The organism is Paenibacillus periandrae, from assembly GCF_022458865.1.
GTDB lineage: Bacteria > Bacillota > Bacilli > Paenibacillales > NBRC-103111 > Paenibacillus_S > Paenibacillus_S periandrae.
The window spans coordinates 292,972-304,233 of record NZ_JAJNMU010000012.1 but is presented as its reverse complement, the minus strand read 5'-3'; the positions used below and the strand labels follow the sequence as shown (position 1 = coordinate 304,233).

At 45.5% G+C, this 11,262-nt stretch carries 11 protein-coding genes; 4 read left to right on the top strand and 7 right to left on the bottom strand.

The genetic code is table 11. From position 1 onward, the window contains the following. Nucleotides 1-100: 100 nt before the first annotated feature. The 3 genes from LRL21_RS21815 to LRL21_RS21805 are packed head-to-tail and all read right to left on the bottom strand — an operon-like array spanning nucleotide 101 to nucleotide 3,386. The gene (locus LRL21_RS21815; protein WP_240417892.1) at nucleotides 101-1,213 is read right to left on the bottom strand and encodes a hypothetical protein; all 1,113 of its coding nucleotides are present in this window, start codon (nucleotides 1,211-1,213) and stop codon (nucleotides 101-103) included. Further along, entirely contained in the window at nucleotides 1,210-1,791 is a 582-nt protein-coding gene (locus LRL21_RS21810) for a 5-bromo-4-chloroindolyl phosphate hydrolysis family protein (protein ID WP_240417891.1), read from the bottom strand. Before LRL21_RS21810 ends, LRL21_RS21815 begins: the two co-directional genes overlap by 4 nt. Before the next feature lie 11 nt (nucleotides 1,792-1,802). Then, nucleotides 1,803-3,386 (bottom strand): VWA domain-containing protein, encoded by a 1,584-nt coding sequence (locus LRL21_RS21805; RefSeq protein WP_240417890.1) that lies wholly within the window; start codon nucleotides 3,384-3,386, stop codon nucleotides 1,803-1,805. 277 nt (nucleotides 3,387-3,663) lie between these two features. Here LRL21_RS21805 and glsA point away from each other — a divergent pair, with 277 nt between their 5' ends. Continuing rightward, nucleotides 3,664-4,608 carry a glutaminase A gene (glsA, locus tag LRL21_RS21800; RefSeq protein ID WP_240417889.1) on the top strand — a complete coding sequence of 315 codons (945 nt, stop codon included), beginning with the start codon at nucleotides 3,664-3,666 and terminating at the stop codon, nucleotides 4,606-4,608. Between the two features lie 130 nt (nucleotides 4,609-4,738). Here glsA and LRL21_RS21795 read toward each other — a convergent pair whose 3' ends face one another. Continuing rightward, entirely contained in the window at nucleotides 4,739-6,913 is a 2,175-nt protein-coding gene (locus LRL21_RS21795) for an S-layer homology domain-containing protein (protein ID WP_240417888.1), read from the bottom strand. Nucleotides 6,914-7,597: 684 nt separating this feature from the next. Between LRL21_RS21795 and LRL21_RS21790 the strand changes: the two genes are divergently transcribed. Further along, nucleotides 7,598-7,759 carry a hypothetical protein gene (locus tag LRL21_RS21790; protein WP_240417887.1) on the top strand — a complete coding sequence of 54 codons (162 nt, stop codon included), beginning with the start codon at nucleotides 7,598-7,600 and terminating at the stop codon, nucleotides 7,757-7,759. Here LRL21_RS21790 and LRL21_RS21785 read toward each other — a convergent pair. Further along, nucleotides 7,746-8,339: a TetR/AcrR family transcriptional regulator gene (locus LRL21_RS21785; RefSeq protein WP_240417886.1), complete on the bottom strand. Its 594-nt coding sequence runs from the start codon at nucleotides 8,337-8,339 to the stop codon at nucleotides 7,746-7,748. The genes LRL21_RS21790 and LRL21_RS21785 overlap by 14 nt on opposite strands. A gap of 107 nt (nucleotides 8,340-8,446) precedes the next feature. Between LRL21_RS21785 and LRL21_RS21780 the strand changes: the two genes are divergently transcribed. Together LRL21_RS21780 and LRL21_RS21775 are read left to right on the top strand one after the other, a co-directional pair. After that, complete coding sequence (locus tag LRL21_RS21780) at nucleotides 8,447-9,091, top strand: DUF2306 domain-containing protein (RefSeq protein ID WP_240417885.1); 645 nt, start codon at nucleotides 8,447-8,449, stop codon at nucleotides 9,089-9,091. Nucleotides 9,092-9,289: 198 nt separating this feature from the next. Continuing rightward, nucleotides 9,290-9,499, top strand: coding sequence for an SDR family oxidoreductase (locus LRL21_RS21775; protein WP_338044658.1), 210 nt, complete (start codon nucleotides 9,290-9,292; stop codon nucleotides 9,497-9,499). A 19-nt stretch (nucleotides 9,500-9,518) separates the two neighbouring features. Here the strand turns inward: LRL21_RS21775 and LRL21_RS21770 are convergent, their stop codons facing one another. After that, the gene (locus LRL21_RS21770) at nucleotides 9,519-10,154 is read right to left on the bottom strand and encodes a cysteine hydrolase family protein (RefSeq protein ID WP_240417884.1); all 636 of its coding nucleotides are present in this window, start codon (nucleotides 10,152-10,154) and stop codon (nucleotides 9,519-9,521) included. A 148-nt stretch (nucleotides 10,155-10,302) separates the two neighbouring features. Next, entirely contained in the window at nucleotides 10,303-11,217 is a 915-nt protein-coding gene (locus LRL21_RS21765) for a hypothetical protein (RefSeq protein ID WP_240417883.1), read from the bottom strand. Between the last annotated feature and the right edge of the window lie 45 nt (nucleotides 11,218-11,262).

Below are 11,262 nucleotides of genomic sequence, written 5' to 3'. Positions count from 1 at the left end.
GTTTTTCAGCAAATTCTATCGCATTCGACTTCATGTCACGGCCTTCATGAAACGACTCAACAAGCACCCTATGCAAACCATCGATCGGTTGCTCGTTCGGTTATAATCTTAAGTGCGTTTTATATAGCAATTTTTCCATCGTTTCATAATCGGGAAGCTGCATCACTCTATCTATCGAGGCACTTAGACCCTCTACAGCAAATACTGAAATGTCCGTTGAATGGCCAACTACACCCGTACGAAATCCGTATCGCTCCCATGCCAGCTTTTGTACTTCGGCATCCTTTAGAAAAGCTATCAGCACCCTCGCTTTCTCATTCAAAGGCACAATGGTATGAACGGACCACAAAGTTGGCGCGGGATACAGCATTTGGGGCATGGCGCTTTGCTGCAGCTGCTTCCAAACCTCGGGATTTTGCTTGGAAAAATACAGGACATCACTCTCGTAACCGACAATAATTTTATGGCTTCCAGCCCCTGTTTTCAAATATTCCTCGAACAGCTCGGTTGTCGAAGATTTTTTGAATCCCGACTTGGCAAATATAGTTTGAATTGCATTCTTTATTACAGGAATAGACGCTTGAGTGATCATATGGCCGTCAATTAAGGCATCGGCAGCAATCGCGGCATAGGAGTTGCCGGAGTTGGATTTTTTCGGATCCGAGGTATCGACCACAATGGGGCCGTATAGCTCTGTTAAACCGATATCCGACCATTTTTTATCGCCCATAACGAGCTGCAGCAGCTGTTTATTATCCAGAGATAGGGAACGATCGGGTTGCTGCTGGACGATCCCCAGCTGCTGAAGTGGACGCACCACCCGCTCCCAGCTATAGTAGACAAGCGGTGTACGGAATACCTCTTCCGCTCCAGTTATTTTGGTAAGACTCTTGAGTTTCTCCACGACGGTTTGGCTGGCTGGAAAAACAAAATCATAATCTTTCAATTTCTGTGCATCCGTCATTTCCAATGATCCTGACTTGAAAGTGTCCAGGGTGATCCCATATTTGGTTTTCGCCAGCTTTTGAAAATCAGGATCCCCAAACAAAGCCTCCTTCTCGCTGCCGATCATTCCTTTAAGGACTACAGTGCTGCTCATTGGTGAATTTCCAGTAGTCATGTTCTGATCCGGTATCCACACTGTTTTGACCAGAACACTGATGATGATAACAAGTAAAACGAGACTGATTCCGATAACCTGTGCTTTTCTCATTTTGCATCCTCCCATTCCAGCATTTGGCTAACTACATCCATTTTGATTGCCAGATCGGACAGGTCATTGATAAGCAGCTTGTTGTATTGTGCGATAAAATTAACCTTGACGCCCTCTAGCACCACTTCGATCTTACGCAATACCTCATTACTGGAAGCATTGAGGTAGCTTTTGGAGGAAAGCGAAACATAGCGGTTCACCATTTCCAAGGTATTATCCAGGTAGAAGGTCAGCAGCTGCTTCGATGCAGGCAGATCGGCTGATTTCTTCTGAATGAGCAGCATGATTTGCATACTGGCTCCAACAATTTCATTCACATCATTTTGAATCCGTGGATTGGAAATATGATAGGAAGCGCTTCGCAGCAGCTCCAGCTTTACCTTGGCAGCTCGAAGCAGTAATTTGGTTTCCTTGGCTGCCGGATCCGCGGCTGTGAGTATCAAATGCAAGCCTACGTACAGAACCGCATCCAGCACCAGCGATAACACGATGCTGAGATTTAACACGAACATGAAAAACACAAAAGCCCCGGAGCACAGCGTAAGTGATAATAACAGCGTAAATTGGGGCAAAGCCATTAAGCGCGAGATCAATTGTATCCCCTCACTTTCTTAAACGCCCCTGTCAGATCGCCGCCGCTCGGGAAGACGTCGGCATGTGTCAGATTGGAGATAGCACGAAGCTGCTTTTCATCGGCATCCCCGAATGTAATGGAGAATACAGGAATGTCCTTTCCAAGCGTTGTGTATGCCTGCTGAAAATCGTTAATTCGACCACTCGACAATCCGTCCGTCATAAGCACGACGGACACGACATATTTGTCCGTATCCACCTTGCTGAGCAAATTCAGCGCTGCGATTGACGGGTCATAAATATTCGTTCCCCCGCTTGCACCAAGCTTCTGTATATTATCCAACAAAGCCGGGAATTGTCCGGGACCTACAGCACTCCATTTATCTATAATGTCCGAGTTAAAAGGCATCACTACGATGGTATCCTCAGCAGAGGATTGCAGGAGCACCTGCTTTGATTTTTCTTGATTCAGCAGCAAGCCCATCGCTTCCTTCACTCCCCGTTCGCCACCATTCGTAGACATACTGCCGGAATAGTCGATGCAAAAGACGGTATATGAAGGCTTTTTAAACAGAGTTTGATACCTATTTAATGCTTCACGGATCACCTCGGGTTCCGGGAACGGGATCGGAGATAAAGTCTTGCTCATATCGATACCCCAATCCGGGTTAAACACGGCTTTGTCTGCCCCTGCCACAACGCCGCCAAAGCCTGTTCTTCTGCCTAATGACAGAATTTCCTTTTGGGAACTGGCTGACAACAGATAGCCCTGCAGTGCCTTAAACCGTTCCTCTGCCTCTGCCTTTCCGTTGTTAATATAACCCAAAGAATAGTCCGCTACTGTCAGCCCATTAGTCGGATAGATCAAGTATAAGGGTTCTTTATTGGCAGCAATCAGACTTTTATTCGTCTCGATCAACACGGCTTCGTAATTGACCATTGCATCAAAATTCGCTTTGAGAAACAGATCCTTCAGCCATTCCGAGCTGCCGCTCGAACGGTTTACCCCATTTAACAAGCTTTTCATTTTGACCGCGAGCTCCGGCTTTTGCAGATCCTGGATAGTTAGGGTAGATGGATTGTCTAGCATGGCATACAGAAATCCGATATAGGCGGATGCTCCTGAATTGGATTGGGAGGCCGAAGTCATCGCAAATTGCAGCTTCTTCTGCTGCACCGCCTCTGCCAGCTGCTGCACAGTTACATCACGACCGACAAAACCCAGCTTCTCCGCTGCGCTTTTACGGATGCCCCATACGACTGGCGAGGTCATGATCGACTTTTGTTCCTTCACCCGCTTATTCGTATCTCCCATGGAAATCCACTGGGAATTGGCCAGCCATACCGCATCGTAATCGGCATAGTGACCGGAAAGCTCAGACATGCTGTCTACCGATCCTTTAAACACAAATTCAACATCGAAACCTTGTGTGTCCGTAAATTTGTCAATCAGCGGTATCAGTGCCTTGTTCTCCGAGCTTGAAAGGATACGGAGCTTGGGCTTGCTGGGAGATTGCAAGGCTTGACAGCCTGTAACAACTAGTGAAGTCACAATAATCAGCATCAGCGATAATAAAACAAACCTTTGATTTTTACACATTTGGCGCACCCTCCCTGTATGTTAAGCATGACGTTGTATCCGAATACCTTCATAATAAATTAACATGATTATGGGAAATAACGATTATTGTAAACGCATTGTTAGATATTCGAAAAAAATAAGTACTTGATGGAAAACGCAGCCAGACGTGTGTGAAATTCAGGTTCTCTCCAGCCTTTTTTTATGTTTCCTCTTTTTCAAAATGTATGTTTTAATGAAAGAATGACGGCTGCTTTTGTCGAAAAGGATCTGAACAGAATTGAAGGAGGAACGGAGCATGACTTCCGTTTGGGAACAACTAGAGAAGCAAGTGCCGACATGGCTCGAAGAAAGCCGCAAACAAGCCTGCTCAGGAAACGTAGCTGCCTATATACCTGAGTTGGCTAATGCCCCACGTGAAGCGCTTGGCTTCACGATTATCGACGATCAAGCACGTATTATCACCGCCGGGGACTCCGATATGCGTTTCACCCTGCAGAGCATATCCAAAGTATTTACACTGCTGCTGGCGTTAATGGACCAAGGGGAAACCGGCGTATTCTCCAAAGTAGGCATGGAGCCTACCGGTGACAATTTCAATTCCATGCTGAAGCTGGAGCTGGTTGATCCAGGCATTCCTTTTAATCCTTTAATTAACGCAGGAGCTATCACCGTGTCCTCACTTATAACCGGATCAACTCCAGCCGAGAAAACGAACCGCATTCTTTCCTTTTTCCACGAATTGACTGGAGATCCGACACTAACCTTTAATGAAGCTGTTTATCGTTCAGAAACGAATACGGCACATCGCAATCGTTCCCTTGCGTACTTCCTTAAGGCCAACCGTGTTCTTGGAGATGAGATTGATGTTGAGGAGGTATTGGAGGTTTACTTCAAGCATTGCTCGATAGAAGTTTCCTGCTCACACCTGGCCAGAATGGCACTCGTATTAGCCTTCGACGGTACCGATCCGATGACAGGGCGGCAACTGGTTCCCCGCCGTTACGTGCAAATTGCCAAAACGTTCATGCTGACTTGCGGGATGTACAACGAGTCCGGTGCTTTTGCAATCCGCTCAGGATTACCGGCGAAAAGTGGTGTATCCGGTGGTATTCTTGCATTAGTGCCGGGCCAATATGGTATTGGTGTGGTAGGCCCTGCCTTGAACCCCAAAGGCAACAGCACCGCTGGAGTACATTTGCTGGAAACCCTCTCTACCGCTTTTGATTGGAGCATCTTTTAACGAGTGACCCCCAATCCGAATATCAGCCTACAAAACAAAAACGGCTAACCTCCTTAAGAGGCAAACCGTTTTTTTAATAATTAGGAGATGAATGGGCTTTTATGGGAGGGTTTCAAAAGCGTTTCAAAAATCACTTCTTGCCCAGCATGTTCAAGATCGCCGTCACCGCTTCCGCTCTGGTCGCTTTGTTATCTGGCGCAAAACGGTTATCGCGCATGAAATCGGCAATGCCTGATTGCTTTGCCGCTGCTGCTGCGCCTTTCGCCCAAGCAGGAATGTCAGCGTCATCGGCAAAGCCGGATTGCGCCTGTTCGTTGACAGGCAGGCCAGACGCCCTGATAACCATGGCGATCATTTCCGCATGGGTGATACTGGCGTCCGGCCGGAAGGTGCCGTCCGGATAGCCGCTAACAATTCCAAGCTGCAAAGCCTGCGAAACTGCCTTGACCGCCCATTCTCCGATCTTGTCTTGATCTGTGAAAGCGAGCTTTGCACCATCCGCCGCCGGTTTCATCCCATTCATCAGAAAGACGGCAAATTCAGCACGGGTAACGCTGCCATCCGGCCGGAAGGTGAAATCTTGATAACCGTTTGCGACATGAAGCTCGACAGCTTTAATGATGTTCTGTTTGGCCCAATGACCTTCAATATCGGAAAATGGCAGCTCCGGTCGAGGCGTCGCTGGCAGCGTTACCGGTGGATTTGTGGTAGGCGCGACTGTAACGACGCATTCGGCCATGAATCCTCCGTCCTCTGCAGTAACGGTAATTTTCGCTATGCCCGCCGCGATTCCCGTAACTTTTCCCGTCTCGTCTACCGCAGCCACGGTACTGTCGCTGCTGCTCCATTTGACCTGTTTGTTCGTAGCTTTTTCAGGAATAATTGTTGCGGTCAATAATGCGCTGCCCCCAGCTTGCAAATCGAGAGCTTTTTTGTCCAAGATGATACTGCTGGCACCGACGGTCCCGAGCGCATACAAATTCTCCCCGGATACCGCGTACACCGTACCGTCAATCCCAAACGCCGGAGGATAGGTGATAATAACGTCATCAGGGAAATTCCATACGACCAGACCATCGGCATTTCTCCCCTTCAAAGTATATTTCACATTATTACTCTTATATTTTTTATCTTTATTTAAAAAGTCTGTGGCATAGATCGTACCATCGGGTCCGATGGCCACATTCCCTAACGTAAGTTTGACCGGGTAAGTTATATCCCATCCCTGAACTGTTGCATATTCGGTATCCGTTTTCCATTTGACATTTCCATCCGGACCGATGGCATATAGTATCGAACCATTTCCAGCATAAATTGTACCGTCCGTTCCGATGGACATAGATTTTATGTTGTATAAAAGTTCCTGCGAATACCATTTTTGCGAACCATCCGGGTTAAAGGCACGAAACATCCAATTATCAGCAGCATAAATTGTACCTTCAATTCCAATTTTTATATAATTAGGTGCAGAAATTAGACCCTTTTGGGGTTTGAACTCCGATTTTTGACTTCCGTTCGGATTGAGCGCATAAAGCCCTGTGGTCCCTCTTGACTCCGACGAAACATAGATTGTTCCGTCCCCTCCGAGTGCTATGGCTCTTACGAGTGTCGGTGTAACAAAATCCCACTTTTTTATCCCGTTTGGAGTAATGGCATACAGTTTCTTGTCACTTTCAGATCCTCCTGTATAGACTGTGCCGTCAGACCCGATTACCGGTGGAGGAAAAACAATACCTTCATTTTTGACGTTAGCTCCTTCTTTTACGTACTCCCACTTTTTCTTCCCGCCAGCGGTTATGGCAACCAATTTATGATCTTCCCATGTATTTACATAGATTGTACCGTCGGGGCCAATTACGGGTACGGTATAGGGATTCCCGCCCAATAAAATGCTCCACTTGATCGATCCGTCCGTGTTCACTGCATACAGCATTTTATTTTCCGCGGCCAAATAGATCGTTCCTTCCGCACTTACCACGGGAGGGGTACTTACTTTGGCGCCAATAAAGGATCCCCACCGGACTGCAGCTCTCTTAATGAGGAGTACGGAATCGATTTCGAATGGTTTGAATCTTATATCGATGGGGTTGATCTGGCTCTGCTGCTTGATGTCGATCGGTTTCTCGACTTCAACCGGAACTTTAATATCGGTCGGGAAATGAATATCGATCGGGATGTCAGTGAGCTTTGGGTCAACCTTTATATCTGCTGCACTATTTGTTAAGGCAGGAAAGGCGAGCCATTCAAATATTGTCAGTACGGACAATACGATGAGCATTTTTATTATCCATATTTTGCAAACCAAAATAGCACCTCCTATTTTCATTGGTCATCACCAAAATACGCGACTGAAAGTACCATGATATATCGACGGTTTGTTCTGACAGGTCGGCAATAAGGGTCTAAAAAAATTGAAGGGTAAGGGTTAGCTGAGATTCGTTAAGGGATGTGAACTACAGACTGGAAGGTAGACAGCAGCAAAGCCGGGAAGTGGGTCATCAAGTGGAGGATTGTTATGCCATGCATTCATAGACTGCAATCATCTGTTTATCTGAAGATGTATGTCCGATATGGGCAAGCAAACAGTAACTGCTGTCGGTTTGTTAGCTCGCGTTCCAGCGGCTTGCCATTATACAGAAGTGAATCATCCCAGCAAAATATACGTTAACCGTACATCATCAATCACCTACTTGTATTCAACCATGATCTTTCTTCAAATTCTAAGTGTTTGGAAAAAATAGGTCAAGAGAAGAGATGACTATTATTGAACAGGGACGAAAGTCCCCTAGTTTGTTGAAAAACCTCAACGAAAAGCTTATCGCGATGCTCAGTATTGCCCGATATATATTGTATGTCCATGATTAAGGGGGACAGATTTAGGTTGGCCATAAAAGCCCTTACCGCGGCAAAATCTATCGTACTTGCACAGGAGTTGGGGGCTCACACTGTGTTCACAAAAAGATCATAAGAAGGGGTTTGAAATGCAGGTTTGGTTCGTGTATCATCAAAAGAAACCGGACGGTTCGGTTTTATTTGTAGCATACACGGCAAGCAAATGATGGGAACGGCAAAAGCCGGCATGCTGCCTGCTTCGAAGGTGACAGGTGAACGAATGGAGAACGCAGAGCAAAACAGCTTTACGCAGGTTTGAATGTCAATAACCAACGTTGAATTTGATTCCTTGCATAGCGGACATGTTTATTATCGAGCGTAAGCCTGCTTGACATAATCGCCCCTTCAATAGACGAAAAAATAAAGGAAGCCGCCGACTCCGTGTCCATATCAGCACTGAACTCCCCGGTAACGGTCCCCTGCTCAAGCAGCCCCTGGATAAATGCCAGCATTTGCCGGTACGCATCCATGGCTTGATCACGCAGCACCGGAAAGGAATGATCACTCTCAACAGCTGTATTCAGAAAAGGACAGCCTCCTTGAAGGGGAGGATTATGAACCGTATCGCTGTACACATCGCACATCGCCAGTATGGCATCAGTCGAAGTGCGGCAATTCTGTATCGCCCGGGAAAAATGTTCCCAGAGAACTTCTCCGGCATATTTGAATGCTTCCATAGCAATATCGTCTTTACTTGAAAAATTGCGATATATGCCGCCTTTGGTCAATTGGGTCGCATCCATAATATCCTGCATGGTCGTTGCCGCATATCCTTTCTGGTTGAACAGCTCCGCCGATTTCATAATAATATGCAGCTTTGTTTTATCACCTTTACGCATAACCAATATCCTTTCGAGAATCGGTAGATTCTGTATGACTTGTTTTCAGTAAATCATAGCACAATTGGGTACGATAAGGCCAAAAAATGAGAGGAATAGCGAAACCAATGTTAAAATTAAAGAGCTATTATTTAATCATGCTCGCCATTATCATTTGTTTTATTGTCTACGTGATTTATATGAATTTTATATATGATCCACAAGCTGCGAGTTTCTTAGATCACAAACTGAATAAGAAATTCAATGCCCCCGTTTGGTTAAATGTGATGTATGTCCATATCCTGTGTGCTTGCCTGGCCATGGTATCGGGAGCCGTTAATTTCTCCCAGACGATTTTAAGAAAATACCGCAAGCTTCATAAAATGAATGGTTATGTGTATGTAGCCGCTGTTATTATTGTAGACGTGACATCCGGTTATATGGCTCCCTATGCCACAGGAGGAAAAGCTGTCAGCATAGCGTTCAATTTGTTGAATATCGTTTGGCCAATCATGACCGTTATCGCGATTATGAAAATTAGAAAAAAACAAGTCCAAGCTCATCGCAAGTGGATGACGCGCAGCTATGCTTTTTGTTTTACGAATCTGATCATACATACGATCACTTATGTACTTCATGACGGTATAGGCATTGGGTTTGTAACCAGCTATACATCGGGTGTGTATGGCTCGCTGCTGCTGCTTCCGGTCATTGCTGAAATCATAAATATAAAGTTCCATAGCTCAACTCCTACAGAACCCAAATTCAATTAACAGAACATATGTTCCATATTCTGCTATGAGATAACACAATCAACATACCCTTACTTATCTATATAATTGGCAATGTATGGTCCAAATGGGCCCTTATTTACAGATATTTCAAAGGGTAGATTCCAATAAATGGAAATATCTAATAAACACCAACGATCCAGATGGCGTTTTACTAAAAATACCGCGGTCACAGAACGTATGTTCTATGTTCGCGTGATGCCGAGCATTACAGAGTCGGAGCCTGCCGACAGTATCACGGATGAACAAGCAAGTCAGCTGATGAAAGTATATCGCCGCAACTCCGTACCTGCCTCTGCCATTGCCCGTGCTATAATGTTCGCCATTGAGCAGACAGACGATGTGGATGTCAATGAGCTGGTTGTACGACCGACGGTCAGGCTTGCTTAGTTTTACTCTTGTTTTTCATTTATTGTATAGCAGCAAGGACGGCATCCAAGTCGCAAACATACACACCAATCCTGCTCATTTCCTGGATGCCTTGCTCGTATACTTGCGACATGGAGTCCGCAACCATGACCACCCGGAAATCTCGTTCACTTGCTTCGTACATCGAAGTTCTTGGACAATTAGGGAAGTTACAGCCTGTAAATACGATCGTGTCGATTCCGCGAGCTCGTAGGAACAATTCCAAATCGGTTTTATAGAAAGCACCCCAACGTGACTTGTACATCACCCACTCTTGTTCTCCAACGGACTGAAAGGCACTTTTCAGCAGCTCGTCCGCTTCAAGTGAAGCATAATGTGGTGAACGGATTTCGGATACCAATTCAGCACCTTCCGTATTGGGAGCGGCGATTTTGGCCCCTTTTTCGATAGCCTCTTTACGGCATATATCGACGTTGGAGCCATCTTCCTTGTACAAACGAATGACATGCACAATCGGCAAGCCTAAAGCTCGATACGCCTCCAATACTCTCTTCATGTTCGGCAGCACAGCAGCAGTCCCTTTGATTTCGGCCGGAGCGTCGGGCAAGGTAAAGTCATTTTGTGTGTCAATAGTGATTAGTATGGACGTATTCCAATTGGGACTCGTGTAGCTCATAACCATTCACCCCTATTAAGTATTCCTTTAATAGTATCATTTTGTAAAATATGGTCAACTAAAAAAGCACCCTCATTGGATGATCCTGGATAGAGCTCTGCAGTATGCGCAAGGATTTGCATAAATGTATGGAAGTGAGCACAATAGATCAAGTAGTACCTTTTACTATTTTGCCGGAAATGCCGAAGGTTATGTATTGTCTATTGGAGCTATACGGCCAAATCCAGCAAGCGAACTGCCGATCTTGGCTATGCAGTCTTCCATGAAGATCATGCAAACCTGTTAACGCGGCCTCTCTGCCCTGCTTGCTGGCCAAATCGAACATAAACTGCATGCGCTCCATTTCGTTGTTGATTGCATAAAATTGCTCCTCTGGAAAAGGAGACTGCTCGTCGAATTTAACAACATCCGACCATGCAATGATCGTTCCACCTTCTTCAAGTAAATCGAGCATCAGATCATTGTACGCCTTTACCATACAGTCTCTCAATGTCTTCAGTCCATCCATTAGGACCGTTATTTCCTCAGCTGTGTAGCTTGAAGCATGAACCGCTAACAGGGTTAATACATGAATATAAAATATCTGGGTATACACAGCTGAAGAAATGACTACAGAATATTGGCCTCTCCAAGGCTCTAATAAAGAGCAGCGAACGATTTCACTGGGGGTTTGGGTTAAAAAGCAGCTTATTTCTGTCGTTAACGCTTTCCTCTCCAATAGATCATTGAACCTGCTGTAAAAGTTAACTTGATCCAGCTTCGTAAAATCAATATTTCCCAGTAGCTGAATTCGGTCTAGAAGCTCGGGGGCTAGTCGATTCACACCCTCCTGAAGCGATAGAGCATCGATGTCTACCAAAGTCATTTGCTCAAAAATATTACAAAAATAATAAAGATCCAAATCATCACAATTTCCAGCTCCCAAAACGATAGCGCGATTACGCTGATAACCATCAGCCAGTGAACGGCTAATTAACAAATTTATTTCCTGGCGATGACCTTCCCAATCCACCCATCGATCCTGTATTCGTTCATGATTCAAATCCCGGTAAAAAATCGACATAGGTCCCCCTAGCTTGTTGCATCCGCGTGAATCCATATTTATTTT

Coding starts and splice junctions, on each gene's coding strand:
- LRL21_RS21815 (WP_240417892.1), bottom strand. CDS start 1,213: ATGAGAAAAGCACAGGTTATCGGAATCAGTCTCGTTTTACTTGTTATC.
- LRL21_RS21810 (WP_240417891.1), bottom strand. CDS start 1,791: ATGGCTTTGCCCCAATTTACGCTGTTATTATCACTTACGCTGTGCTCC.
- LRL21_RS21805 (WP_240417890.1), bottom strand. CDS start 3,386: ATGTGTAAAAATCAAAGGTTTGTTTTATTATCGCTGATGCTGATTATT.
- glsA (WP_240417889.1), top strand. CDS start 3,664: ATGACTTCCGTTTGGGAACAACTAGAGAAGCAAGTGCCGACATGGCTC.
- LRL21_RS21785 (WP_240417886.1), bottom strand. CDS start 8,339: ATGCGTAAAGGTGATAAAACAAAGCTGCATATTATTATGAAATCGGCG.
- LRL21_RS21780 (WP_240417885.1), top strand. CDS start 8,447: ATGTTAAAATTAAAGAGCTATTATTTAATCATGCTCGCCATTATCATT.
- LRL21_RS21775 (WP_338044658.1), top strand. CDS start 9,290: ATGTTCTATGTTCGCGTGATGCCGAGCATTACAGAGTCGGAGCCTGCC.
- LRL21_RS21770 (WP_240417884.1), bottom strand. CDS start 10,154: ATGAGCTACACGAGTCCCAATTGGAATACGTCCATACTAATCACTATT.
- LRL21_RS21765 (WP_240417883.1), bottom strand. CDS start 11,217: ATGTCGATTTTTTACCGGGATTTGAATCATGAACGAATACAGGATCGA.